This window comes from Niastella sp. OAS944 (assembly GCA_024809215.1).
Classification (GTDB): Bacteria; Bacteroidota; Bacteroidia; order Chitinophagales; family Chitinophagaceae; genus Niastella.
On record JANUBW010000001.1, the window covers coordinates 393,609 to 419,496 of the forward strand.

A 25,888-nucleotide genomic window follows, 5' to 3' on the forward strand; every position below is an offset into this window, starting at 1 on the left:
AGGGACTTCCCTTTTTTGGCTTTTCAGGAAATAATATTTTATTTCTGAATTATGTTATTGCCTGATGAATGCAACTGTATTTGGGTTCAAGCCCGGTGTTACTGAGAAGTTACGTTTCTTCGCACCGTTTTTATCGAAGCAGAAAACCTCACCTGTATTACGGAAATTCTTGGCATCAGTTATCCATACATCACCCGTTTTTACATCTATATCAATGCCATAAGCATATTGTATTTCAACATCACCAGTAGTAAAGCTGGCACTGGTTTGAGAAAAATCGGAAGTGTTCAGTTTCCTCACATACTTGGAGCCCAGCCAACCACCGGTGGCATATAAATAGCCATCGAAATAACGGATCTTGCCCACCGCAGTATCAACAGATTTTACCACACTATTAGTTATAGCGTTTACTTTCACCAGCTTCGGTCCTACAGCTCCATAATCGCCATTACAGCCAATATAAATATTATTTGCGCTATCGGCAGCCATACAATAAGGGTTCAGGCCCACTTTTATTTTTTGCTGCTCAGTATATGTTGTGAGGCTTACTACTGAAATAGTTGAATCGAGACCGGATAAACCACCGCCATTGGCTACAAACAATTTATCACCTGAAACTACCATCTGTTCGGGATTGGAACCTACAGTGATCACCTTCTCCACTTCCAAAGTAGTGGTATCAATAATGGACACCGAGTTATCCCAGCTCGATACGATCACCTTATTCTTATATGCTACAATATTTCTGGGTTGACGGTCGGGGCCATTGCCATTTGTAAAATCTATTGTTTTTATACTCTTTGCGGTTAACACCTCTGCTACTCTTACATGGCTTGTAACGTTCATAACAATATACATTTTACCACCGTATATCAGCAGATCGTTACCGGTGTCGCCTAAACCCTTACCATTCACATTGGCAAAATAATCGGTAACAGGCTTGCCTGTTCCAAAATCATAATAGGTTAACGTTGTATTGCCATCATTAAGAAGTCCTTCATTAAGCACATAAACGCCCGTAGTTACTAAGGGGGTCTCTGTTTTTACATCGTCTTTTTTACAGGAAGCCATACCGGCCATCATCACTACCAGGGGTAAAAGAATCCGAAACTTTTTCATTTTAGTTGATTATAGATTGTTAAGTTGTAAACTGATCTTATAGGAACGTCCAGGCATGGGAAAATTCTTCACCACATCATACTGCTTATTCAACAGGTTATCGGCAGAAGCTTTGATTTGTACCCGAAATGCTTTCATCTTTTTCGCCCACGACAAAAACGCATCCTGCGTACCCCAGCCGTCAAGCTGGTTATATGGATTGTTCTCACCCAGTACATAACGTGTTGAAGAAAACAACAGGCTATATCCAACATTCCATGCACCATATTGTAAAGTGAATAATCCCGAACCGGAATGATCGGGCGTATATGGAATAGTGTTTTTATAATCTACTGCTGCCGGGTTGGTGATATCGATTGCCCGTTGAAAAGTATAAGCTATGCGGCTGAACCAGGTTACCGAACTGGTTACTTTGCCGCTCAATTCCGCAGTCACATCAACGCCTTTTATGTCTACCTTGCCCAGGTTCAACATTGACCAGCCAAACAGATTTTTATTTGGAATGGCAATGATCTTATCATCAACCAGGTTGTAATAACCATCGATACCGATAGTAATTTGTTTAACTGCTCTGTTATAAGATCTCGAAAAAACAAATCCGGCATTGTATTGACGGGCATATTCGGGGAGTAATGCAGAATTTCCAATGCGATTATAGTACAGATCGTTGAAGGTGGGCATGCGGAAAATATGTTTATAGAACAGCCGCACCATAAACGGACTGTTCTGCCCCAACCGCAAATTACCTGCAATGGAAGGTGTTACTTTATTGATAGTGGCCGCAGCCGGTCCCGTTTTTACATCATCATTAACTGTTGATAATAATAACGAACCGGTCAATTGAAACAGGTTAGCATTATATTGAAGCGCCACATTGTTCCAGCAGCTCCACCGTGTGGGTTGTACAAACGCCGGCACGTTAGATGCAAGCCAGGCGTAAGAAACATCAGAAGAAGCGGCGATAGCTATTCGTTCACCTATCCTGCGATCGATGGCAGCGGCGGCATAAGCCTCCTGTTGGGTGTACCGGTTATCGAGCCCGCCGGCGTTGTTCAGAAAATCAGGATCTGTATATCGCGTATAATTGCGGCTGTACCGCCCTGTTGCCAGAAATCCGGTATTGGCACCGATTGACCTCCGGTACCTGGTTTGAAAATACAGGTCCTTATTCCAGAGATGTTGTACCGACCGGTCATTATAGAGTATTACCGCACCGGGCAGCCCCCGGTTGGAGTTATACGCAGATAATTTCACCTGTAAAGATGAACTGTCATTGAATAATTTTGCCAGGTTGATCTCTCCCTGCAGGGAACGCATATCCCCATTTTTCCGGGTACTCTTTTCTGAATAATTGCCATTCTTTATCGTAAACGGATAATCACCTTTTGAGAACACAGCTTCGGAACTGATGTTTATACTCATCTGTTTTGCTACAGGAATCTGAATACCACCATAAGGTTGCCAAAGGCCAAAAGAGCCTGCTTTCAGTCCTGCCCGCCATTGCTTTACACCAATGGTGTTGGCATACATCACGGGCGTATTAATAGCCATTACAGCGCCATAGCTGTAGGCCCTGGCTGGTTGCAACAATTGTTGTAGTTGCGCCTGTTGCAAATCTATCGATTGAACAAACGTAGTAGAGTACCTGCTAAGGTCAATCTGGCCACTCTGTACATCTGAAGCGGGAATACCATCGTACAGGATGCCGGTATGAGCAGCGCCCAGGCTGCGTACCGAAACAGTTTTTAAACCACCCACGCCCCCATAATCTTTTACCTGTACCCCGCTAAAATAACGGGCGGCATCACCTACAGAAGGCGCATTTATTTGTTGCAGTGTTTCACTGTTCAACGTTTGCAAAGGCGTTGCCGCGATAAACGTGCTTTTCTTCTTCAGCCCCGATACCGTTACTTTATTCAACACCTTCGCACTGTCGCCGGATTGTGCTGACGCCCGGTAAATACATACCGGTATCAAAAACAGGAAACAATATGCAATAACAATTCTGCGCATTCTTTATCGTATTAGCGTTACTATGCCTTTCTTTGTTTGATTAATACCATTCAACTGGTATTGGCAATACCAGATAAAACTGTCCATGGGTTGTTCGTAACCATTCACACGCCCATCCCACACCATCGTTGCATCTGTTGATTCAAATACTTTTTGTCCCCACCGGTTGTATATCCATAATTTATATTGGCTCACGCCACAATTCCAGGTCAACCGGAACCCATCGTTACGACCATCGTTATTGGGCGTAAATGCATTGGGAACAAAAGGACCGCATTCTATATTTACTGAGGGAACATGTTTTATAGAAATATAAGCCTGGGCCGAAGCATCGCAACCAGCATTCGTTAAAACGGTTAACGATAGCATGGCGTAACCATTGGCAATATCGGTTTCAGTAGGCCGATAGCTTAATGCCGGTTCACTGGTAGTACCATCATTCAATAAATTGCCCGCAGTGGCACTTACCCATTGCAGCGATTGTGCATTGGCAGTATTGATACCGGTAATATGCACCGTATCGCCCTCATTAACTGTAGCGGGATAATTCCATCCATTGATACCAGGTAATGGCGTTGGGGTAACAGCGCTATTATTCAGCGCAACATTCGACACACCTGATTCATTAAAGAATGGCGTGAGCGCTGCAACACGGGCAGCAAACGAAACAGAACCACTACCAACAGAAAGATCAACTTTTGCCTGGCTTGTCCCGGCCGGTAATTGGTATACAGGAATAGAGATGGCACCACTTTTATCGAGCAAAGCGTTTTGAACAGCCGGGTAAGCGCGGTCTGCCATATTGGGCTGCGCCAGCACCAATCCTTTTGAACGGCCATACAACTCACTCGGGAAAAACGCGCCCGTACCAGAAAGGTTTAATTCCAGCACGGCATCATGGATCAATAATCCGCTCGTATTATTTATAGTAATGGTAGCAGTTGCATAACTGGCTATTCCGCACGATTGTACAGGAGGTATATCTAACTGCACATGTACTTTATCGCCAGGTGTACAGGCAGCCGTTTGGTTTAATACAGCTACATTATCTGAAGTATGTTGCGTTCCATTAAAACCGGTATTATCTGGTGTAATAACCGCAACCGGATCAGCAGGCTGCAATCCATCGGTTGTTACGGTAAAACTGTAATCGTGGTTGCCGGCAGCAGCAGTGGTAACATCATAAAAATAGCGCATGGTAACACAGGCGCCGGCCTTTATCACAAAATCGGCCTGCTCATCTATCTTTAGTAAAAAAGCGTCATTTCCGCCACCACCATATTGCAACTGAAAAGCGTTGGGGGTTGAGATTTGTAACGACTGCGTAGCGCCTGTAGCATAAACCTTACCTAATGGATCGGTTACAGAAGCGCTGGCGATATCCATTTGCGTTCCGCCAAAATAAGTGCCCCATTGACGAACGCCATCGCTATCAAACTTCACCAAATATGCATCGGTATTTCCCCCGTACGCAGGTTGTAGACTATTGGCTGTGGCAATTTCAGTGGCACTTGTTGTATTACCACTTAAATAAACAAACCCATTCCTATCGGCACTTACCTGCCGTCCGTTCTCGGTTCCGGCCCCACCATAATAGGTACACCATTTTAATTTACCATCGCTATCGAACTTTGTTAAGAAGGCATCGGTACTACCATTGTTTACAGCCTGATGGCTTAGTGCTGTAGCAAAATTCGTACTGGTAGTATTACCTGTTATATATACACCGTTGTTTTTATCAACAGTAATACCTGTAGCATTATCGCTGTTGTTACCGCCAAAATAGGTTCCCCATTGGCGAATGCCATCACTATCGAATTTCACCAGGTAGGCATCGTTGCCCACGCTTTTTACAGATTGAAAACTTGCGGCAGTAGCAATATTATTGGCGCTGCCTGTTAACCCGGTTAAATAAACATAATCATTTGCATCGATGGCAATGCCAAAACCACTTTCGGTAGCTATACCGCCATAATAAGTTCCCCATTGCCGTACGCCGTTCTTATTGAACTTTACCAGGAATGCATCATTACCGCCCCCGAGTGCAGGCTGATGAGCACCGGCAGTAGCTATATTATTGGCGCTTGCAGTAATACCGGCCAGGTATACATTACCGCGACTATCGATTGCTATGCTTCTTCCATAATCGGCGCCGGCGCCGCCATAATAAGTAGCCCATTGTAAAACGCCATTAGCGTCGAACTTCGCCAGCCAGGCGTCGTAACCGCCGCCGCTGGAAACCTGCGCAGCTCCGCCGGTAGCTATACCCAACGAATTACTTGTTTCACCGGTCACATATACATTACCTTCTTTATCGGTAGCCACACTATAACCATTCTCAGAACCTACGCCACCAAAATAAGTAGCCCATATCCTGTTGCCCTTTGCATTGAATTTGGCAAGAAAAGCATCCTGCGTATTACCATTATTGGTGCGATAAGCGCCTGGTGTTGCTATATTATTAGTGCTATTGGTTTGACCCGTGATATAGATAAAACCAAATGCATCGGCAGCGGCGCCATAAGCATAATCGTCGCGGGAGCCACCGAAATAAGTATTGTAGAAACTGGTCCTTGCACTATCGATATTTGTTTCTGCATGTACCAATGCAAAACCGGCATCAGGCACAGGTGCATAACTGTTTATACGGGTATCGAGGTTACCGGTATTGCAAATACGAACGGTATATGCCGTCGTATTACCACAACCCACACCATCTGGTTCAACGGCCACATAAATAGCCGCCCGCGGTATACAACCATTGCCATTAACGCGACTGATAAGATTACTGAAATTATTATCAGACGATCGCTCCCCCGCCACTACCAGCAGCGGCATCACCTGCGAGGGGTAAACCGGCATTTCTACTCCCGATACTTTGCCATCAAAATTTACAACTGCATTCACCAACTGGTAGCCACTCAACACATCACTACTAAATACATTTTGATAAACCCCACCCGCATCGATAAACACTTTACCCGTATTGATAACTGCAATGGGTTTGCTTCCATACTGCGCCGGGTCATTATCATAAAATGAAATAACGATGTCATCATTCCATGCTTTCCTGCCCGTATTCTTTATAGCATATTCCAACGAATAAGTACCGGGGCCGGGATAGCAACCCAATGCATTGAATGCTTTTAATTCAATAGCCAAATCAAAGGTGGGCTCATTGCCCTTACAAGCTGCATAGGCAATAGATTGCGCGTATGTGGCAGCGTCACCGGCCAGTTCATCATAACTATCGGCAAAAAAATAACCACCGGTTGAAGCCACTTCAATTAACTCAGTATAATACTTAGCGCTTTCAATAGCCATTACGGCAATAAAAACACCACTATTTTTTATTTGCGCAGCCAGCTCAACCAGTCCGGGTTGAGTGGTATTACCCGGTTGTGCATCGGTAAGCAACAATATTACCTTAGGCCGGTGCTGATCGGCATCGTTTTGTATGGCTTGAAAAGATCTTGACAAAGACAGTATGAGATCAGTGCCTTCATAAAATATACGCGGCGAATTAGCATAAGCAATAATATCAGAAATGTTTGTAGTGAATTGTTTTCCCGCTTGTGGGAAAGTGAACTGTTGCCAGTTGCGGTTATAATCCCAATCGGCAATGGCAATACGAAAACCACCGGGTGAATAAACAAGAGGTAGTCCCTGTGCCAGCTTTGTAATGAACTCCCGGCTTTTCAAATTCTCCCGGGCATCAACCGAGCCGCTCTGGTCGTTGGCAATAAAAATATCAAGCCCCCCGCATTGACAAAATGCAGAAGGCATGAAAAACAAGCTGCAGGCAAATGCAGCTGAAAGCCGAAAGCTAAAAGCCAAAAGCAAATACAACTGTGCTATTTGCTTTCCTGCCCAATTTATTATATTTCGATTTCCATTCGCCATTCCTTTACCTTGTTAACTCGTCAACCCATCAACTCGTCAACTACCTTCTCATTTCTTTATAAACTTGTGCGCGTAATGCTCAGTTTCACTGATTACTTTAATTATATAAGTCCCGGGCAACAGGCTTTGTACATTCAGCGTTTCCCTGGGTGTTTTTAGTTCATGAATTGACATCATACGGCCGGCAAGGTCATAAATAGCTGCACTGGCAGCAATGGAAGTAGTACGATCGATGATCAGTTTGTTCACTACCGGGTTGGGATATACCGCCACAGTAGTCACTTCATTATTCAATGAGATCGTATTGCTCAATGTACTTTTACCATCACAGTCTACCTGCCGTATTCTATAGTACGATTTACCAGCTAAAGGATGCGCATCGGTGAATTGATAATAACGGGTTGCAGAACTATTGATGGCGCCAGCAACAGTACCTATCATTTGATAAGCGCTGCCATCTTCGCTACGCTCCACTTCAAAGCGACAGTTATTATTTTCAGTACCTGTTTGCCAATCGAGCAGCACCTTCCCTTCTACCCCTTTAGCAGTAAACTTCATTAACCGAATGGGCAGGGCCGATTGCTTTTCAACTGAAACATCATCTATATAGTAATAAGCACGCGCGGTTCCACCGGTACCGTTTGTAGCTGGTTTATAATTAGGATTTGCTTTGGGATTTTGTCCGGCAGTTGTTACCGGGAATTGATAAAACTCACTGGCAATAGCTGGTTTGAAGTAACCGATAACAATGTATTGTTCGCCACCGGCCGCTACAAAATCACCGCTCACTTTTTGCCATGTGGTATCGATAAGAAAATTACCAACCGTATTTACGATCTGCGGTGTGTAGTTCAACAAGCCACCATAGGTTGAGGTGGTAGGGTAACTAATGTCACTGGTTGAAAAATAAATACCCAATTGGTCGGTTGCCCATGACATCAGATCGGCACATGATACCCAGTATTCAACATGGTATGTTTCCCCTGCTTCCAGTGGCGCAGTAAGTTTTGTTCCAATATATTCGTACCATGGGGCATTGTAAAAACCTAAACCCATAAAGCGGTTACCCGTACGCGCATATTGGTAACCAAACAACACATCGGGCACAAATACATCATATGCAGCAGGCAAAGCATTGCCACATACATCAAACGGGTCGGGACTGGCACCTGTACAGCTATACCAGTCATTTATAGTAGTAGGTATCTTCTGCGGTGTACTGTTATAATTAACCACACAGGTTCCATTCTCGAAACTGGGATTAGGCACCAGGTTCTGCGCCTTACACAATGCTGCAGGCAATAGCAATACAAAACAGCATCGTAGCCGTATGTATAATTTATTCATATGCTATAATTTTCAACCCATTTATGCATAGGGTACATAATAGGACACAGGTTGAATGGCCATGCACATTGGGAAAAACGAAAAAGGGAAAAAAAGTAAAAACAAGAGGAGAATTTGCGCCTGCAAAGAATCAATTGTTTTCACCAGCTTTTTTCCACGAAAGCCGCGAAATAATTGTTATGGCAGGTCTTCTGGCTTAAGGCCCAACTTATTGCCTTCCCACCCCAACTTTGTCGGGACAGTGGCGTGTAGAATAAGCTGTTTCACTTACGTGAAGCCTTTTACAGCTGCGGGACAGCCCCGGATTTGCACCGGGTTCCCTTTTAATCCTGGTTAGCCTGTAGGCCAACCGGAACCGATAACGGGCGCAAGGTAGTTATTTTAGGGTTACGTTCTTTTAATGTTAATATCGGTCTAATAAATATTCCATCACCCAAAAAAAGTGGCCACCTACCGGCAGCCACTTTGAACAGTGAACAGTGAACTGTAAACTGAGAACTATTTCTTTATAAACGATTGCTTTTGTACGCTTCCCTTATAATTAACCCGTAATATATACATACCTGCAGCGTAATCAGAAATAGCAAGGGTTTGCTTATCGGCTGTCATTTTCACGCCATACTTCCTGTTGCCCGATGCATCGAAGATCTCCAACTGGCTGCCGACCTTTGCCTGTACAGTTATTTGGGTAGAAGCCGGGTTAGGCGTAACGCTCAGGGTAGCGACAGAAGCGTCAACAGTAATTTTTTGCGTATTCACCCTGGCATTTACCAAACCATGGGTATTATCGGTTGCCGCGCAGGTACCGCATGACGGATCGGATCCTACTTTAACACCATCTATGCAGAAATACATAGGTGTATTGGGCCCCCACTCGCCCATGTCGCTGGTATTTAAATAAAACGCCAGTGAGTCTACCGTACCAAGTGAAGTAAGGTTCACCCATTTCCAGCTATCGACAATGTATGCATTGGAACCGGTAAAATTGGCGAGGTAATAATCAACCGTTCCGGTTGATGAACCACTCGAGAAACCTTCAATGGTTAATTTGAACCAGTCGCCGGCAGCAAACTTATGCGCAAACAGATCACCGCACTTCATCGATTTGTACGCATAGGCATTGTTGGTAACATACAAACCACAAATAGCTGAAGGGCTGTTCAACGTAAGCGTTGTATGGTTCTCAGGAAAGAACATGGCATTATAACCATAATACGCCACTGAATACGGATCATTAACACCGCTTATACCACCACCTGTTATGGAAGAGAACTGGCTTTGCAATCCATTACAGGCATCGCCACAGGCAGTATCGCAAGGAAAGTTATTTGTTTTACTTACAGTAAAACCATCCCAATAGGTCATGGCGCCAAAGGAGGTATCGGCATAATGCGTAAAGTTCAAACAGCCTGCTGTAAAATCAACATAACCACCAGACCATACCGGGTCCTGGATCACATACCTGTAGGTGTTATACCAAATAGAATCTGAGCCATACGCACTGATGTATGTGCCATTAGGGGTGAAAGCACCAAAGGTGATCTGCTGACAGGTTGGGCAATCAGCTGCCACCCGTGCATTTGACAGTGATACAAACCTTCTGTTCACTAAAGGGCCAACCTCAGCTCTTTTTTTCGGTTGCCCGGCCACACCAGCGCGAACATAGGCAGCTTCGGGCCGTTGCGCTTTAACACTTAATGCGCCAGACAATAGCACCAGCAGACAAACAAATTGTAGAACTTGTTTCTTCATACAAATAAAATTTAAATGGTTAAAAATGGTATTTGATCAATAACGCAGCGTTACTAATAAAATAGCGGGGAAAAGAAATGTAAAAACAGGAAGACTCTTACGCCAAAGCGCAGCAACTGTTCTCACAGGCTTTTTCCACGAAAGCTGCGAAAAAAATGGCTATGGCAGGTCTTCTGACTCAAGGCCCAGTTTACTCACCTTCCCATTGCGATGTTATCGCAACAGTGGTATTGTAGTAGTATAAACTGTTTCACTTATGTGAAGCCTTTTACAGCTGCGGGAACAGTTCCGGATTCACACCGGATTCCCTTTTAATACTATATGAACACGTCATACAGTAACCAATAACCGGAATCAAAGGTAGGTTAAATGGAAATAAGTTTGTTATTGTGGTACAGTTAGGTCTTTCTTATTTAGTCACGCAAGTCAAATTGGTTAACGAGTTAACAAGTTGACGAGTTAACGAGGAGTTGAAAGGTTGTACTTACCCTACAACGGGCAGTTCTCATGATAGTTCACCAACTCAATAGGCGTTCTTTCCATTTCAAAACCGTTATACCGCACCAGTATTTCATCGAGCACCGCATATATAACTTCAGGTTCGGTTGAAGTTACCAGTTGTGTGCGGAAGTCTTTGATGCCTGGCAATCCTTTCAGGTATTGAAAGTATTGTTTGCGCATGGAGTAAACACCGGCAACAGGACCTTTCCATTGCAGGCTCTTACGTAGTTGTTCTTTACAAACAGCTACGCGCTCGCCAACAGTTGGTGCAGGCAATTGCTCACCGGTTTGCAGGTAATGACGTATTTCGCGGAAGATCCAGGGATAGCCAATGGCGGCACGGCCAACCATAATGCCATCAACACCATAACGATTCTTATACTCCAGCGCTTTTTGTGCGCTGTTGATATCACCGTTACCAAAAATGGGAATATGTATACGCGGGTTGTTCTTTACTTTGGCTATCAGGCTCCAGTCGGCCTCGCCTTTATATAATTGGCAGCGGGTGCGGCCATGAATGGTGAGCGCTTTAATACCAACATCCTGCAGCCGCTCGGCCACCTCTTCAATATTTTTGGAGTCATCGTCCCACCCAAGCCGGGTCTTTACAGTTACTGGTAAACTGGTCGATTTTACACAGGCTTCGGTAAGGCGTACCATTAAATTAATGTCGCGTAAAACGCCAGAACCGGCTCCTTGCGCCACAATGCCTTTAACGGGGCAACCAAAATTAATATCGAGCAATTCGGGCTGGGTAACATCAACTATTTTGGCAGCCAGGGCCAAACGTGCTTCATCGCCGCCAAACAGCTGTATACCGGTGGGGCGTTCCTCATCAAAAATATCAAGCTTTCTGCGGCACCTGATGGCGTCGCGAATAAGTCCTTCGCTGGAAATGAATTCTGTAAATACCAGGTCGGCCCCGTTGGCTTTGCATACCACGCGAAAAGGCGGGTCGCTCACGTCTTCCATGGGCGCCAGCAGCAACGGGAAATCAGGGAGTTGTATATTACCTATCTGCACCATTCGGGTGCAAAATTGCGTCAAAAACGCCGGCGAACAAAATATTGGTGCATCATATAGTACTTTTCATTTATCAAACCCAACCAGTAAGGGCTTTTTTCACGCCGATTGGCTAAACTGCACAGATATCCGCCAAAACAGCACGCTTACCAATTTTAGCAATCTTTCGCAATTGAACTATCTATTTTTAGCGCCATAAACCATAAAAATGAAAAATCTGTTCCTGCTGTCATTATTGGTAGTCTGTTTAAACAAAAGTTTTTCCCAATCATTACCCGATTATGAATCTATTACGCTTGAAGAAATGGCTGATTACAAAGTAGCAGAACCTACTGCTACCCAGGCGGCAAACTACATTTTATCGGTACCCTACGATAAAAAGAACGACGATCGTGTTGCGTCGGTAAAGTTCCTGTTTAAATGGATGTCGGGCACTCCCGATTATAATTTCAATCTCGATAAACTGGCAAGTAAGCTAATACATGAGAACAGCGAATTGCTGGTAATATTTATGGCCTGTATGGCAAAATATTGCACTGAAAACCAGAGCTCGGCAAAAGATGTAAAAGCCGTTGAACTGAATGCGTTAAAACTATTGCTTACCTATTGTGAAAATGAAAAGAATAAAATAAAAATGACCAAAACCTTAATGCAACTTTCGGATGCTGCGAAAAAAGGAGAACTTGAGAAAGAGTTATAGATCATAAATTGTAACCATGAAGATTGCACTAACGCCATTACTGCTGCTGATATTCATATCAGCAGCAGCCCAACAAAAAAGAAAAACGCAGCCCTTTATCCTCAAAGGACAATGCTCCGATTGCAAGAACAAATTTATCGTAATGTCTTTTGAAGACCTGAATAGCAAGCGCTATACCGATACCATTCCCCTCGACACGAACGGTAATTTCTATTTAAAAACCTGGAAAGTAAAAGCGCCGGTTGAGGCAGCTGTTGAATTTGCCAAAAACCATACAACCGGCTTGAATGTGGCTCCGGGTTTCAACCTCACGCTTACGGCCAACGAATGCGGCATGCTTGCCTTTCAAAAAACAAAAAAGATAGCCGGCATAGGCGCTGAATGCAATGCATACCGTTTTGCGGCAGACTCCATATTTTGTACATCCATTGAAAAGATGCGGAATGCGGATATAAAAAGCATGAGTGACAGTGTTATGCTGACCACATTTATCGAAGAAACCCGGTTATACGCCTCTGTAGCCAGCGCGATATTCAGCAAAAAAACAATTGGGGATAGGAATTTTGATTTTTTCAGACAGGTGACCGGTTACGAATTGATGTTCACAAAATTATCAAAGCTCCTTTTCATTATCGACTGGTTTAGTTATGATAATGAAAAAACGACCAGATTTTTAAAAGACAATTTCGACTATCAGGTCATTAATAATATTTTCAGAAATGACTATATGCTATCGAGCCACTATAGGACCTTTATGTGCATCGACTACTGCAATTACCTCGTTGACGTCGATTGTAAAAAGGACCCCGGGCTTTGCAATAATGAATTTTATGTGCTGGAAAAAATAAATAAAGAGTTTAAAGGGTTAATCAAAGAATATGCGCTGCATAGGAAACTCAGGAACATGATCGGCGCCTGTGCTTCACCTAACGAACTTGAAGTAAAAAGAAAACAACTGCGGCCTTTTATTGCGGGTTTGATTAGTGCAGATCTCAAAAGATCGCTTTACAACCGCCTTAGTGAACAGGAGATCTCCCTGTCTACTATTAAGCCGGGTATGCCGGCCCCATCTTTTACCCTGCAAAGTATTACAGGTAACATGCATAGTTTGGCCGATTATAAAGGCAAAGTGGTATATCTCGATGTTTGGGCAAGCTGGTGCAGCCCCTGCCGTGCCGAAACACCAAAACTTAAAGCCCTGTACGAAAAATATAAGAACGATGACCGCATTGTATTCCTAAGTATAGCAGTATCTGATGAAATAGAGAAATGGGAAAAAGCGGTGGAAGACGACAAACCAACCTGGACCCAACTCTTTGACAAAGGGAATACTATACAACAAGCCTATTATGCGAACGCAATTCCAAAGTTTATATTGATTGACAAACAAGGAAACATCGTAAACCCCGATGCGCCCCGGCCAAGCAGCGGAAAAGAAATTGAAAAACTATTAAAACAGGAAATGGAGAAGTAGCTCGCTTGAAATGCTGGTAGCGCGTCATTATACGCTGGCAGAAGCGGCCGGCGCTATGAGCCGGTATTTTATTTCGCGGGATAAAAACAAATAGCCAAATCGTTTTGCTAAAGGGCTCTGTTTGCAATTTCATCGTTGTTTGTTGCAACAGGACCGTTGCTCGTTGCAACATGACCGTTGCTAGTTGCAACAGAATCGTTGCAAGATGTTTTTTCGTCATATCTCACTTGCAACGGCATTATTGCAAGCTAAAATTGGTTCGTTGTTGGTTGCTCTTTCAATATTTGCAGGCTGCTACATCATCATTGCAGTTGGCTCAACGTCTCACTGCCGCTTGCAACGACCAGAATACAACCAGCAATGATTCATTGCAGGCAAACAACGGTCATTGTATGGCCTGCAATGACCATTGCGCAATTGCAATGATCCGAATGCAGCCTGCAATGGTAAAAATTCAGTTACATTATGATCATTGCCAGGTGCAAGATGACCAATGCCCTCTTGCAACGGCATATAATTCACTTGCAATAAGCCCATTTTCATCCTGCAACGATCCATTGTACAGTTGCAATGATCAAATTTCAACAAACAACGGTCATTGCAGGTAAAATAAGGTCCATTGCAGACAAAGCAAAACCCCATTCCAGGTAAAACATGGTCCTTTGCCAGCCTGAAACGTTCTTTTTTCGGCATTCAAAAGTCATTTACAGGCAAGCAAGCCTTCGTTGCAGGCAATATTTCCCTTCCCCTTACACGCCTATTGCCAAAACTGCACGGTTATTCGCCAAATCAACGCGAATATCAAATTGGCCCCAATGCCTGCCAGAATATTTATATATTTAATTCCAGTTCATTTACGTGTTATACAACAGTGTTTATTGCCAATAGTCCTGCTCCCTGCAGGACTATTGTTTTTCCTGTTATGGAAAAAGCTGGAAAACCTGTCTCATTGGTAACCAAACTCCCCATTTGTGAAGCCTGCCATACTCATTTACTTTGTAATTTATATTTCAAGCTGCGCCGCTCCCGCTAACAAGGAACCTCTTATAGCAAAAGATAGTACCAACGAAATTGAAAGAAATAATAAACTCTTTGTTTTTGTTGGTGAAAAAATTGAAGTAAAACACGAACCCGATACAGGCCGTTATTCTTTAGATAACAAATTTACCGCCTGGTATAAAGTGTTGCAAAGAGTTTATGGCAAATACGACAACAATTATATAGAATTCAAGGTGTACGATCATTATGGCTGGCCGCCGTTCGCAAAATACCAACATGCGCTTTTGTTCGTATCGGAAGACAGTGGAAAGTATTACCTCGAAAAATACATGTCGTACGATGTATACAAAACAAAAAGCGGCCGCTGGGCGGGCAGTTATGCTACTCATGATTATACGTACCATAACACTCCCAAGGTAAAACCTGAAATAATTGATTTTAAAAACGAGGTTTCCTACCCAACTAAAAAAGTTTACGACAACGGTACAACAGAGGAGATCTATTATCCCGAACCATACTATAAAATAGAGGGAGATAAAGCCATTGCCATCTATGGAAACTACATTGAAGACCTTTTCAGGATAAAAAAAGAAGGGCCTTTAAGTGATCTGTTCGTGCCAACACAGCCTGCTGGGCCCATTGATGTTAAGGATGTTGTGCTTGGCAGGTTCACTCCCGCTGAAGAAGAAAAAAAGTTCATGACCTTTTGGGAAAAAACCTTCCTTCCCATTATAAAAAGCGGCGACCTGCAACAATTTAAAAACTGGTCGCTCACAAGGATAACTCTTTGCGATTTCGTTCGCCCAATTGAAGCGTTTGATGAGGCATGTTTTCAGAAAATATTTAGGAGGGAATATATCTTAACACTGGATCCCGGCGACGTGACTTCATTTTCTTCTTACGAATCCACCAACAATCCTATTGCAACAACAATACTTAACGGTCATACCATCGCTAAGAAAAAAAAGCATATAGTTTATTCAATGACATTGGGAAAAACACCCAAATATATTCCTGCCATATCATTCACACTTGATTTTGTAGAAACAGATAAAGGTTATGTATTAACAGGTATAAACAGTGACCGTGATAATAAGTGTTGCCAGTGAGTTGTTAATAGGTTACGCCGGCTACGACCTGAACAATGCCAACAGATCTTCTTTATAATTAATACTTAAAGGCAAAACATGGCTGCCTTCCATTACCACCTCATCAGTCTTTATCATTTTTACATGTCGCAGACCTGCAATGTAAGATTTGTGGATCCGCACAAATTTATGGGGCGGCAATAGGGTTTCCAGGTTCTTCATGGTATAACTGGCCAGGTACTGCTGGTTGTTGGTTACTATCTTTACATAGTCTTTTGAAGCTTTTATAAAAATGATCTGGTTATAAGGCACCTTTATCAACCCACCTTTCTCTTTCACCAATAAATGGCCATCGTCATTATTCTCTGTAGCTATAACAGCTGGTTCTTTAACTTTATTTACTGCTTTCAAAAATCGCTCATACGAAAAAGGTTTCAACAGGTAATCAACTACATCCAAATCAAAAGCCTGTACCGCATAATTTGGATACGCAGTGGTAAAGATCACTTTGGGCGCCTTTGTGAGGGTTTGCAAAAAACTAAGGCCATTTACCAATGGCATTTCTATATCCAGAAAAATAAGATCAATGGAATGCTGCTCCAGTTTGGCAAAAGCTTCCAATGCATTACGGCATTTGGCTACAAGCGTTAGCTCTGGTGTTTGCATTATGTATTGTTCAACGATCTGCTGCGCTATTTGTTCATCATCAACGATAAGGCATTTGATCATGGTGTGCTATTTGAGTAAAATAGTAAGATCTACCTTAAAGGTAGTGCCGTTATTTGCAATTTCAAGGTGGTGTTTTTCAGGATAATACATTTGCAGTCGCCTTTTTACATTTTCAAGACCAACGCCCCCGCTGTCCGCAGCCGGCGCTGCGGCGATCATAATATCGTTCTCCACCACGAAATGCAATTTATTCTCATCAACCGTTAAATGAGCATGTATAAAACCCCGGTCATTGAGCCGGTGAGCGCCATGTTTAAAACTATTCTCAATAAAAGGTGTCACCAACAAGGGAGCTATCAATACACCCGTATTGCTATTTGAAACAGTAAAACTAATATCAGACAAAGGATACCTTTTCTTTTCAATGGCCACATAATTTTCGGTGAATGCAAGGTCCTTTTCAAGGTCAACTTTATCTTGCCGGCAATCGTATAAAGTGTATCGCATCATCTCGGCCAGGCGTAAAACATATTGCGGCGTGTCCTTACTGCCGGTGAGGCTCATTCCATAAATACTGTTCAATGTATTGAACAGGAAATGCGGATTTAGCTGTGCATTTAACGCATCGAGTTGCAGGCGAAAAACATCTTTCTCAAGCAGCCGTTTCTTTCTTTCATTATCAAATGCATAACGTGTTATGGCCACAGATGTAAACGCAATGAGATCGGTTAAGAGTACCTGAAAATCCCACCCCCGCAATAATTGCACAACATGTATTTTATGAAGCTTATGCCAGCCTATATAAAATGTCTTGTAATAACCGGGGCCATTACTGTTCATGAAAATATAACTTACACAAACATTCCCAATCTTCGGAATGAAAAGGAACCAGAGCATGGTAAGCACAATGAACCAGCCATACTTCTTCTTATTCAGTAAGGCCGGCGCCAGCCACCGGTAAAAAGGAATTACATACAGCGTCATAGCCAAAGCATATAACATTATTTGTATATGCGGAAAATTATCATACGTGCGGGGTGCATTAAACATGCCCAGGTAATAGGCGTATTTATACAGGGCCGTGTATAACACCCATACCATTACCTCATAAATAAGGGGGAAGCTGCTTTTTTCCGTTTGTATGGCGGTTTCCTTCATGCGCAAAATTTACCAGGTACAAGGTCAGTTAACTTCCTAAATATCGAAAATGGTTTCGACGAAACCGCTTTTTTATCGACAAAATAATGGGCCGTTCAATAGGTCGAAAAACCGCCCGGCTTCATGGACCAACCATTGCCCCGGCTACTCAAAGGCGTGTTCTTTGACCTATCAAAAACATAACATATGCGACCACTCTTCATTATTCTGTTCATACTGATTGCCCTATACGCAAACAGCCAGCCATTGTTGCCCATTGAAAAATGCAAAACAGCCATCAATTTTAAAAATGGCTGCTACCTCGATAGCCTGATGGCTGTTATTGGTAATAAACGTATTGTGGCCCTGGGCGAAGACACCCACGGCACCGCTGAATTTTATGCATTAAGGGCCGCCATTACCCAACGATTGATAAAAGAGAAAGGGTTCAATATGGTGATCCTTGAAAACCCACATGAAGATATGATGGCCATGCAGGCGGCATTATATACCGAACCCATAGATACGCTGATGCGGCGCCACCTTTTCAGCATTTACCAGTCAAAACAAATGCGGTCGTTCTTACAATGGCTCAGGAAGTATTCCTATAAGAATAAATCAGTGCGGCTGGCCGGGTGCGATGATAGCCAATTCGAACTTCTTCCTCAGGCGCTTATAAAAACGGTTGCCAGGTACGGTAATGAAAACCTGAACAATATGTGTGAAGAGTTCCTGTACAGGCAAACGCTTTCGATCAAAGAGTTCTACACCCGCTTTCCGAAATTAAAACCCGATACCCTGCCGAAACAAATGAAGTTTGGCCACGCCACCTGGTGCCTGCTGAACCGCATCGATTCTTTATGCGCAGCACAAAAGATGCAGGACCCATTATTAAGCGAACTGCTTTTTCATGCGAAAACCAATTATGTTTATTACGACCGGGTCATAAAAAAGGAAACCGTATCGCGTGATGAGATCATGGGCAACCGGATCAACTATTATGCAGCCGACCCCAATGCAAAGATCGTTGTATGGGCGCACAGCGGGCATATTGCCAAATACGCCTGGTTGGATAACGAGCTTGGACTAATGGGCGCAACGGTGCAGAAAAAGTTTCCTGCCGATTATCTGGCCATAGGAATGAGCGGTGGGCAAGGCAGTTATTCCTTTATGAAAAACCGCTTTATCAACGACGATCATAATTTTACCGATTCGCTGTTCAGAGGTATACTGCACACAAGTAAAACCGGCTCGTGGAATGAACTATTAATGACTAATACAACAGGCAACTTCTATCTTGATTTTTCGCGGTTAACCCCGGCAGAAAAAGATGATTTCAATAAGCAACGTCCGTTGAAGCTATTGGGTTATGGCAAAGAAGATGATAAAGCAAGCGACTATTACGACATCTCACTTACCCGGTTATTCGATGTATTGATCTTTTTGAAAGAAACCAATCAAACCACGGCATTGTTCAATTAAAAGGCGCCCTCATTCCGGAAAATTCTCTATGGCCATATTATGGACGGGCGAAATCTACCGTAGGCTTCAGGAACCCTACTACCCCATTGTAAACGGGTCCACCCAGTCCACCCGGCAGTCCATCGGTAACAAGGGGCGCGGTAATTCTGTTAAAACTGGCAGTGATAAACCGGCCAATGCAGGCGCAATCAAAATGCAAACCCAGATCGGGAATGGGAACTGCCGGCGCCGATGTAATGGGGCCCGGATAAGCGTAAGCGGCTCCTGTTGCCCCTGTTATTTTATCAACGAAAACAATGGTTCCGTTGGCCCAATTGGTGTGCATTACATATAACATGCCGTTACAGTTAAACGTTAACCCACGTGCCTTCAACGATACCGGCAATGGATTGGGCAAACAGGTAATGTTTCCATTAACAGGCAGTCCCAATTTAACGATCGTATTATTGGGAGCTACCGTACCCCTATTGATAGCATAATAAACGCCGGTTGTCTGGTCTCTTTCCACATCGCTTAAGTCGAGCACAAGACCACAGGTATTTACGGTAGGTATTATACTTACAAAATTAGGGTTGGTAAATTTAAATATGGCATTGGGTATAGACCCTGTAATACCGGTGGTACCATAAAAAATACCGGTGGTTGGATCATACGATAAACCACTGGCCCGCAAAATTGGGGTTGTTCCTCCTATGAGCAATTGATTGGTACCACCGCCTACCGCATAAGGCGCAACGGTAATAGGGCCGGCGCTGGGCGACCCCGATACTTTAAAAATATAAGAAGCGCCGGTAACAGAATCAACTGTAAGACTGTACATATTTGGCACACATTCTTCTACCGCTTTAGCGGTAGTACCGGCAGGTAATGATGCATCTTCTGTTTTAATACCTTTTTTACAGGCAGCAAGCGTTAGTAGTCCAAGGACTATTATTGTAAGGTTTAATCGGTTCATAATAAAAAAAGATTTAATGATAACGATATTGTGTAACTGAAATAAGGCCGGATCAAATAGGATGGAATAATTCCGGAATGAAGAAAACGCCTTTTACTAAAGTTATTACATTTCTCCTGGATGCATATGCGCTTTTAAAAATCAAATGCCGGCCAGGCTTTCAGAAACATGATCCTGATCAAGCTGGAAATAAAATCGCCCCCGGCATCCCCGGGGGGCATAACCGTAGGCATTAACGAAATACTCTATTTGTAAAAAAGCATTTTGCCGGGTTTTGCGGGAATGCCTGCAAATCGGTAGTATTTACCCGTTACATCAAAACGGGTGTTTTCATACCTGTATACGCTTTTTTCTTTTCCATATGGATTCCTCTTCTTTATATTTGAACAATATTATCCTTAGCAACCTAACCAAACTCCCCCTACCTAACGTAAGAAATAAACCCGGGACGTCAATATTGATCGATCCCCATAGCTGTTATTGTTACACAATAACGGTTACACACATTAAACGACCGGCAAGCCTTCGTTCCTTCATTACTGAGTTTCCCCGGTACGGCAAAACTTTATACATAATTCACCGGGCCAAATAGGTCATTTTACAACGGTCTATCTGGTCACTAAATGACATTTATTTCAAATGATCGTAACGTGTCACAACACTTGTGATGCGACATGAAAATACTCTATCGATTAATAACCTCAAATGAAAAACTAATGACAAACACTTTCTTTCGGTACAACCAGCGCTCGCTGGTAGCCTGCTTAGTAGTAGCTTTACTTGTATCCTGCAACAAGGAGATCAGTAATCAATCCACAGAATCCGTTACAGATGAAAACGCATTGAATGCCACCGTTTCAACAAGGTTATTAAGTAATCTTCTTTGGGCCGATGACCTTGAAGGCCTCCTGTGGTTCCTGAATGTTAGTGTACAAACCTCTACCTCCTATGGAATTACAAGAACGACCAGCAATGTTTTCGAGGGCACAAAATCGGCCCGGTTTGAGTTAAGGTCAGGTGATAGTGAAACTAACGGCGGCACAAGAGCAGAAATAAGCTTTCAGCCGGCCACCAATTTAAACCGCTGGTATTCATTTGCCCTGTTTGCCCCGTCGGCCCAGTTCAAATGGGATGACGAGGATGATTGTTTAATACAGTTTCACCAGGGGAATGGCGAAACGCCGGCCCTTTGCCTGCGGGTAAGAGAAGATCGTATTTATATAAGAATACTGGGTGTATGGAATGACCTCGGCGCTTTTGAAAAAGACAAATGGACGTCTTATGTACTACACGTTAAACACTCTACGGGTTCAACAGGTTTAATTGAGCTGTGGCGTAACGGCGTTAAGCTAATGGACCGCTCAGGTGCAAATATGTATAAACTGGAGGACTATGGCGACCATAACCCAAGCCTGAAACTGGGCATTTACAAATCGGCATGGAATGGCAGCAGTACCACAGAAACCTCTACCAGAGTAATTTATTATGATGACATTAAAATTGGTAATGAATACGCTACATATGAAGATATGGTGCCCGTACCCAATAATCCTCCACCTGCTTCCGGCGGCACTTCATCAACCACTGGTGTAAGCATTACTGGCTTTAAGCTGGTTGACGCTGCCACTGAAAAAGATGTAATGACGATCACAAACGGACAAACCATAAGCCTCTCAGCGCTTGATCTGACTAAAGTAAACATTCGGGCAATTACATCATCTACCGAACCTGGCAGTGTTAAATTTGAACTAAGCGGTGAACAATCAAAAACATATACCGATAGCAGGGCGCCTTTTGCCTTACATGGCGACAATGGGTATGGCAACTTTTACTATGGCAACTGGTACCCACCCGAAACGGGCACTTATACATTGAAAGCAACGCCCTACACTTCCGATTATGCATCAGGAAGCGCCGGCACTTCGCAAACCATAACGTTTACGATAGTAAGATAGTAGGTTAGGTTTCTTTAAATTTAAAAAAGGTTTTGCCATTCTGTTGGCAAAACCTTTTATTCTATTTTATCACTACGCTGTAGCTATCTTTTGTTTCAACCATTCAATATTTTCCTGCTTTCCCTTATGCAACAGGGTTTGGCAGTGATGGGTATAAAATGAATGTATTTGCAAAAGGTGTAAAGATTTTTCAACTTTCCGTTCAATGGTCTTTCCCAGTCTTTTCTCCATTTCCTGCCAAACCACGGGATCTGTTTGATGAAACTCCGTGGTACCAAAATGATACGTATCGGCATCACAAATGATCATTTCAATAAGCGAAACAGGTTTTACGGCAATGTTCGTAACCATTATACAGTTAGCAATATTATTCAGCATTTGCTCCTCCAGTTTATCGCCTAAATAAATGCGCATGATCTGTACACTCATTTCTTCATGCTGCGCCATATTGCTAAATAAATGGCCCGTATCGTGAAACCAGGCGGCCGCCTGTAATATAAAAAGTTCTTCTTCATTCAATGAATAAACGCCCGCAATTTCCTGCACCCGCTTTACTACATTGCGTGTATGGTTTATGTTATGATATAAGAGATAAGGTTTATCATTTACCAGGAACAGCTCTTCCACGATTTTTTCTATTTCTATCAATTTCTTACTAATCTCCATAGATCTGGTTTATTCAATCTACGAAAGTGCTGGCCGATTCTGATGAAATGTTGAATTACCCCGCCGCCGTCTCCAGCAACTGCTCTATCTTTAGGTCCAGTTGTTTTGCCACCTCCAGCGCCGATGAGCCACCATATGTTGCCAACAGGCTTTCCATTAAGTCGTATGATAAATAAACGCCATCTTCGCGTTCATGCACCAGAATGGTCACCGGTGCATAGGCCGCTGCTTCGGGAACCGTTCTGGCCATTTTGCTCATGATTACCGGATTGCCGATAAGAAAGCGCATCAGTTTTGTTTTTTGCTCACCTTGTCCTTTACTAAGCACTTCACCTGAATCGAAACGATAGAACTCCATCAGTTCACCGGCGCCTGTTGCGTTTTGCACCAACTGCTCCAACTCTGCTTCATTATCTGCCTCCATAATTCCTTTATGAAATGCCTTCATATCAGGATGGCCTACTGCGTTAGAAAGCCTTTGTACAACTTCATTAAAAGGTCTGTGTGATACGATACTTATCCTTCGCACCCGAATTTCTATGGCTTGCTGGTTTACTTGCATTTATCAGGAGTTTACAAGTGAAGTGATAAATTCTTCAGCAGGTTTGGCTACAGGTTGAACAGGTTGTTGTACGCTGCGTTCATGGACCTGTGCTGTAGGTGTTTTGTCAATTAACAAACTCAACAATTCGGGCCGGCTGTAGTGACCACGTGAGTCCATCAATTGTTTGCGTTTATCAATTAGTTTAAAATCAAGATCGGCAATAACAATGCCTTCACCGCTTTTAAGTGGCTGGCCTATGATCGATCCGTCAGGTGCAATGATGGCGGTAAAACAACCTCCTGAAATAGGTCCTAATGGGCTGCCGGTATCATTCATGATCTGGGCCTGCTGATCGGCATCGAGCCACGCAGTGGCACATACCACAAAACAGGCCGACTCCAATGCATGCTGCCGAACATTTACTTCTGTTTGCTGACTGAACAGATCGCCAAAAATAGAACCGGGATACATAGCAGAATGTATCTGCTCACCATCGGCCATCATAGCATACCTTGCCAGCGGGTTATAATGCTCCCAGCACGCAAGTTGCCCAATACGCCCAACCTGGCTGTCAACAGCCTGTAATCCTGAACCATCGCCCTGGCCCCAAACCATCCGTTCATGATAAGTAGGTGTTGTTTTACGCCGGTGTTGTAAAAGGGTACCATCTGCATCAAATAATAACTGGGTATTGTATATAGTTCCTCCATCACGTTCATTAACCCCAATAGATACTACCACGCCGGCTTCTCTACAGGCCTCGGCAATTGCATCGGTAGTAGCTGAAGGAACAGTCACCGCCTGGTCGAGTAGTTTCAGATGCTCATTCCCTGCAACCAGTTGATAGGGTGTTTGCACAAACGAAAAATAAGGATAGTAAGGGATAATGGTTTCGGGGAAGGTGGCAAACTGAACACCTTGTTTGCCCAGCTCACGGATCTTGTTTACCACTTTTTGTGTTGTTCCCTCGCGGCTATATAGTACAGGGCTTATTTGTACAGCAGCAGCCCTGATGGTATGGCGGGGATTGTTCTTAAACTTTTCCATGTTTTTAATTTTTTAATAGTTAAATGCCAAGCGGGTAAGTTGAGATCGGATTGTATGTGAGAAGTACGTAGATATGTATGAACTGCAGCAGTGTGTTACTTAAAGGTATTAATTCTTTTTAACACCTGCCGTCAGTTCTGCTGTTGCATCAATTAAAGAATATTGAACTCAACATGCACATTGCCGGTGATGGCTTTTGAATAAGGACAAATGGTATGGGCTGTTTCTACAACCTGCTGGGCAATAGCTTTGTGTATTCCGGGCAAACCAATATTCAAACGGGCCTGTAACCAAAATTCTCCTGCATCAACACAAAGGTCCACTTCTGCATCTATGAACGTATCTTCTGGCAGCTTTAAACCAATTCTTTGCGCTGCTTTTTCCATGGCGCCTTCAAAACATGCCGACCAGCCTGCTGCAAATAATTGTTCGGGGTTTGTACCTGTGCCATTGCTACCGGGTTTGGCCAGTTTGATATCGAGGTTACCATCTGAACTTTGAGACTTACCATTACGTCCGCCTGTTGTGTGTGTTTTACCGGTGTAATACACTTTGTCTGATTGTGTTGTTGTTGTTGTGATTGACATTGTTTTACTTTTTAAAATTTTAAATATTATGCTTGTCGCTATTTTATACCGATCGGTATATTATTGGTCAAAAAAATATTTTATCTGAGTGATTTAAATGCGGCGCGCATTTCCCGGGTAAATAATTGTGGTTGTTCCCAGGCTGCAAAGTGTCCGCCTTTTGGTACTTCATTAAAGTAGATCAGGTTGCGGTAAGCGGTAATAATTGCCGTGATAATAATTGCCTTTTTCATTCTGACTTTGATTTGATGTCAAAATTCAGCTTGTTAAACAGCAATAGCATTCACATTTGTGAATAAAACCAATAAATGGAATGTTAATGTTGACCTCTGATGCGGCTTAAAGACTGGGGCGCAATGCCAAGGTAGGAAGCAATGTAATGGCTTGAGAACATTTGCAATAGGTGTGACTCTTCTTTTAGCAATTTGTTATATCTTTCTGCAGCAGCCAACGTAAGCAGGGTAAATGCCCTTTCGTACATATGAAGAAATGCGTTCTCGTTTAATTTGCGCATCCATCTTTCATAAAGAAATGATCTCTCTATCAGATAATTCACTTGTGCTTTAGGAAATACCAGCGCCTTCATTTCACTCAATGTTTCTATAGCAACAGAAGATGGCTCACTGGTTAAAAAAGCGCGGTAATCAACGGCAAACAGATTTTTACTAATGCTTGCCGCATTATTAAAATGAAATGACCAGGTTATTGTTTTGCCGGAAAAATCAGTGTAGTAAGATCTTGCCGTTCCCGATACAACGAAATAAACCTTATCGCAGGCGCTGCCTTCCTGCAGAATGAAGTGTTTTTGTGGATGTGTTATCTCGTATGAATGATCAGCTATTAACTGCATGGTTTCAGCATCCAGTTCAACAGACTTACGCATGTAGTCAAAAAAAGGCTGGCAGGCGTCTATGGTGATCATACTTA

At 43.2% G+C, this 25,888-nt stretch carries 21 protein-coding genes and 2 riboswitches; of the genes, 6 read left to right on the forward strand and 15 right to left on the reverse strand.

Features of this window, described 5'->3' with window-relative positions; all coding sequences use genetic code 11:
* Nucleotides 1-54 precede the first annotated feature (54 nt).
* The 6 genes from GGD38_RS01540 to dusB form a co-directional block, all read right to left on the reverse strand.
* Nucleotides 55-1,119 (reverse strand): YncE family protein, encoded by a 1,065-nt coding sequence (locus GGD38_RS01540; protein ID WP_375299794.1) that lies wholly within the window; start codon nucleotides 1,117-1,119, stop codon nucleotides 55-57.
* A gap of 9 nt (nucleotides 1,120-1,128) precedes the next feature.
* Nucleotides 1,129-3,132, reverse strand: coding sequence for a TonB-dependent receptor plug domain-containing protein (locus GGD38_RS01545; RefSeq protein WP_375299793.1), 2,004 nt, complete (start codon nucleotides 3,130-3,132; stop codon nucleotides 1,129-1,131).
* A gap of 3 nt (nucleotides 3,133-3,135) precedes the next feature.
* Nucleotides 3,136-6,918: an SBBP repeat-containing protein gene (locus GGD38_RS01550; protein WP_375299792.1), complete on the reverse strand. Its 3,783-nt coding sequence runs from the start codon at nucleotides 6,916-6,918 to the stop codon at nucleotides 3,136-3,138.
* Nucleotides 6,919-7,083: 165 nt separating this feature from the next.
* Nucleotides 7,084-8,382, reverse strand: a complete 1,299-nt coding sequence (locus GGD38_RS01555) for a T9SS type A sorting domain-containing protein (RefSeq protein ID WP_375299791.1) — start codon at nucleotides 8,380-8,382, stop codon at nucleotides 7,084-7,086.
* Between the two features lie 163 nt (nucleotides 8,383-8,545).
* Nucleotides 8,546-8,757: riboswitch (cobalamin riboswitch) on the reverse strand.
* Between the two features lie 123 nt (nucleotides 8,758-8,880).
* Nucleotides 8,881-10,134: a DUF4465 domain-containing protein gene (locus tag GGD38_RS01560; protein WP_375299790.1), complete on the reverse strand. Its 1,254-nt coding sequence runs from the start codon at nucleotides 10,132-10,134 to the stop codon at nucleotides 8,881-8,883.
* A 145-nt stretch (nucleotides 10,135-10,279) separates the two neighbouring features.
* Nucleotides 10,280-10,495, reverse strand: a riboswitch (cobalamin riboswitch).
* Between the two features lie 128 nt (nucleotides 10,496-10,623).
* Entirely contained in the window at nucleotides 10,624-11,661 is a 1,038-nt protein-coding gene (gene dusB / locus GGD38_RS01565) for a tRNA dihydrouridine synthase DusB (protein ID WP_375299789.1), read from the reverse strand.
* A gap of 205 nt (nucleotides 11,662-11,866) precedes the next feature.
* On the opposite strand from dusB, the gene GGD38_RS01570 reads away from it, so the two are divergent.
* The 4 genes from GGD38_RS01570 (at nucleotide 11,867) to GGD38_RS01585 (ending at nucleotide 15,940) form a co-directional block, all read left to right on the forward strand.
* On the forward strand, nucleotides 11,867-12,358 hold the full coding sequence (locus GGD38_RS01570; protein ID WP_375299788.1) for a hypothetical protein: 492 nt from the start codon (nucleotides 11,867-11,869) through the stop codon (nucleotides 12,356-12,358).
* Between the two features lie 16 nt (nucleotides 12,359-12,374).
* A complete protein-coding gene (locus GGD38_RS01575) occupies nucleotides 12,375-13,832 on the forward strand; it encodes a TlpA family protein disulfide reductase (protein WP_375299787.1) in 1,458 nt (485 codons plus the stop codon).
* Nucleotides 13,833-14,451: 619 nt separating this feature from the next.
* On the forward strand, nucleotides 14,452-14,865 hold the full coding sequence (locus tag GGD38_RS01580; protein WP_375299786.1) for a hypothetical protein: 414 nt from the start codon (nucleotides 14,452-14,454) through the stop codon (nucleotides 14,863-14,865).
* A complete protein-coding gene (locus GGD38_RS01585; RefSeq protein WP_375299785.1) occupies nucleotides 14,804-15,940 on the forward strand; it encodes a hypothetical protein in 1,137 nt (378 codons plus the stop codon). Before GGD38_RS01580 ends, GGD38_RS01585 begins: the two co-directional genes overlap by 62 nt.
* A gap of 21 nt (nucleotides 15,941-15,961) precedes the next feature.
* Here the strand turns inward: GGD38_RS01585 and GGD38_RS01590 are convergent, their stop codons facing one another.
* Nucleotides 15,962-16,648, reverse strand: coding sequence for a LytR/AlgR family response regulator transcription factor (locus GGD38_RS01590; protein ID WP_375299784.1), 687 nt, complete (start codon nucleotides 16,646-16,648; stop codon nucleotides 15,962-15,964).
* 6 nt (nucleotides 16,649-16,654) lie between these two features.
* Nucleotides 16,655-17,746, reverse strand: coding sequence for a sensor histidine kinase (locus GGD38_RS01595; RefSeq protein ID WP_375299783.1), 1,092 nt, complete (start codon nucleotides 17,744-17,746; stop codon nucleotides 16,655-16,657).
* Nucleotides 17,747-17,932: 186 nt separating this feature from the next.
* On the opposite strand from GGD38_RS01595, the gene GGD38_RS01600 reads away from it, so the two are divergent.
* Nucleotides 17,933-19,207 (forward strand): erythromycin esterase family protein, encoded by a 1,275-nt coding sequence (locus GGD38_RS01600; protein ID WP_375299782.1) that lies wholly within the window; start codon nucleotides 17,933-17,935, stop codon nucleotides 19,205-19,207.
* Nucleotides 19,208-19,244: 37 nt separating this feature from the next.
* On the opposite strand, the gene GGD38_RS01605 is transcribed toward GGD38_RS01600, so the two are convergent.
* Nucleotides 19,245-20,162, reverse strand: coding sequence for a hypothetical protein (locus tag GGD38_RS01605; RefSeq protein ID WP_375299781.1), 918 nt, complete (start codon nucleotides 20,160-20,162; stop codon nucleotides 19,245-19,247).
* A 716-nt stretch (nucleotides 20,163-20,878) separates the two neighbouring features.
* On the opposite strand from GGD38_RS01605, the gene GGD38_RS01610 reads away from it, so the two are divergent.
* Nucleotides 20,879-22,117 (forward strand): polysaccharide lyase, encoded by a 1,239-nt coding sequence (locus GGD38_RS01610; RefSeq protein ID WP_375299780.1) that lies wholly within the window; start codon nucleotides 20,879-20,881, stop codon nucleotides 22,115-22,117.
* Nucleotides 22,118-22,189: 72 nt separating this feature from the next.
* On the opposite strand, the gene GGD38_RS01615 is transcribed toward GGD38_RS01610, so the two are convergent.
* The 6 genes from GGD38_RS01615 to GGD38_RS01640 form a co-directional block, all read right to left on the reverse strand.
* The gene (locus GGD38_RS01615) at nucleotides 22,190-22,783 is read right to left on the reverse strand and encodes an HD domain-containing protein (protein WP_375299779.1); all 594 of its coding nucleotides are present in this window, start codon (nucleotides 22,781-22,783) and stop codon (nucleotides 22,190-22,192) included.
* A 55-nt stretch (nucleotides 22,784-22,838) separates the two neighbouring features.
* Nucleotides 22,839-23,345 carry a DUF302 domain-containing protein gene (locus GGD38_RS01620; protein ID WP_375299778.1) on the reverse strand — a complete coding sequence of 169 codons (507 nt, stop codon included), beginning with the start codon at nucleotides 23,343-23,345 and terminating at the stop codon, nucleotides 22,839-22,841.
* Between the two features lie 3 nt (nucleotides 23,346-23,348).
* Nucleotides 23,349-24,374, reverse strand: coding sequence for a nitrilase-related carbon-nitrogen hydrolase (locus tag GGD38_RS01625; RefSeq protein WP_375299777.1), 1,026 nt, complete (start codon nucleotides 24,372-24,374; stop codon nucleotides 23,349-23,351).
* Nucleotides 24,375-24,526: 152 nt separating this feature from the next.
* Nucleotides 24,527-24,961, reverse strand: a complete 435-nt coding sequence (locus GGD38_RS01630) for an organic hydroperoxide resistance protein (protein ID WP_375299776.1) — start codon at nucleotides 24,959-24,961, stop codon at nucleotides 24,527-24,529.
* Between the two features lie 80 nt (nucleotides 24,962-25,041).
* On the reverse strand, nucleotides 25,042-25,194 hold the full coding sequence (locus GGD38_RS01635; protein ID WP_375299775.1) for a hypothetical protein: 153 nt from the start codon (nucleotides 25,192-25,194) through the stop codon (nucleotides 25,042-25,044).
* 83 nt (nucleotides 25,195-25,277) lie between these two features.
* Nucleotides 25,278-25,883: a Crp/Fnr family transcriptional regulator gene (locus GGD38_RS01640; protein ID WP_375299774.1), complete on the reverse strand. Its 606-nt coding sequence runs from the start codon at nucleotides 25,881-25,883 to the stop codon at nucleotides 25,278-25,280.
* Between the last annotated feature and the right edge of the window lie 5 nt (nucleotides 25,884-25,888).

Excerpts from the sequence above, each read along its gene's own strand:
- GGD38_RS01615 (WP_375299779.1), bottom strand. The coding sequence starts at position 22,783 with ATGGAGATTAGTAAGAAATTGATAGAAATAGAAAAAATCGTGGAAGAG.
- GGD38_RS01610 (WP_375299780.1), top strand. The coding sequence starts at position 20,879 with ATGACAAACACTTTCTTTCGGTACAACCAGCGCTCGCTGGTAGCCTGC.
- GGD38_RS01575 (WP_375299787.1), top strand. The coding sequence starts at position 12,375 with ATGAAGATTGCACTAACGCCATTACTGCTGCTGATATTCATATCAGCA.
- GGD38_RS01545 (WP_375299793.1), bottom strand. The coding sequence starts at position 3,132 with ATGCGCAGAATTGTTATTGCATATTGTTTCCTGTTTTTGATACCGGTA.
- GGD38_RS01570 (WP_375299788.1), top strand. The coding sequence starts at position 11,867 with ATGAAAAATCTGTTCCTGCTGTCATTATTGGTAGTCTGTTTAAACAAA.
- GGD38_RS01540 (WP_375299794.1), bottom strand. The coding sequence starts at position 1,119 with ATGAAAAAGTTTCGGATTCTTTTACCCCTGGTAGTGATGATGGCCGGT.
- GGD38_RS01630 (WP_375299776.1), bottom strand. The coding sequence starts at position 24,961 with ATGTCAATCACAACAACAACAACACAATCAGACAAAGTGTATTACACC.
- GGD38_RS01605 (WP_375299781.1), bottom strand. The coding sequence starts at position 20,162 with ATGAACCGATTAAACCTTACAATAATAGTCCTTGGACTACTAACGCTT.
- GGD38_RS01555 (WP_375299791.1), bottom strand. The coding sequence starts at position 8,382 with ATGAATAAATTATACATACGGCTACGATGCTGTTTTGTATTGCTATTG.
- GGD38_RS01625 (WP_375299777.1), bottom strand. The coding sequence starts at position 24,374 with ATGGAAAAGTTTAAGAACAATCCCCGCCATACCATCAGGGCTGCTGCT.
- GGD38_RS01560 (WP_375299790.1), bottom strand. The coding sequence starts at position 10,134 with ATGAAGAAACAAGTTCTACAATTTGTTTGTCTGCTGGTGCTATTGTCT.
- GGD38_RS01600 (WP_375299782.1), top strand. The coding sequence starts at position 17,933 with ATGCGACCACTCTTCATTATTCTGTTCATACTGATTGCCCTATACGCA.
- GGD38_RS01635 (WP_375299775.1), bottom strand. The coding sequence starts at position 25,194 with ATGAAAAAGGCAATTATTATCACGGCAATTATTACCGCTTACCGCAAC.
- GGD38_RS01550 (WP_375299792.1), bottom strand. The coding sequence starts at position 6,918 with ATGCCTTCTGCATTTTGTCAATGCGGGGGGCTTGATATTTTTATTGCC.
- GGD38_RS01620 (WP_375299778.1), bottom strand. The coding sequence starts at position 23,345 with ATGCAAGTAAACCAGCAAGCCATAGAAATTCGGGTGCGAAGGATAAGT.
- GGD38_RS01590 (WP_375299784.1), bottom strand. The coding sequence starts at position 16,648 with ATGATCAAATGCCTTATCGTTGATGATGAACAAATAGCGCAGCAGATC.
- dusB (WP_375299789.1), bottom strand. The coding sequence starts at position 11,661 with ATGGTGCAGATAGGTAATATACAACTCCCTGATTTCCCGTTGCTGCTG.
- GGD38_RS01640 (WP_375299774.1), bottom strand. The coding sequence starts at position 25,883 with ATGATCACCATAGACGCCTGCCAGCCTTTTTTTGACTACATGCGTAAG.
- GGD38_RS01595 (WP_375299783.1), bottom strand. The coding sequence starts at position 17,746 with ATGAAGGAAACCGCCATACAAACGGAAAAAAGCAGCTTCCCCCTTATT.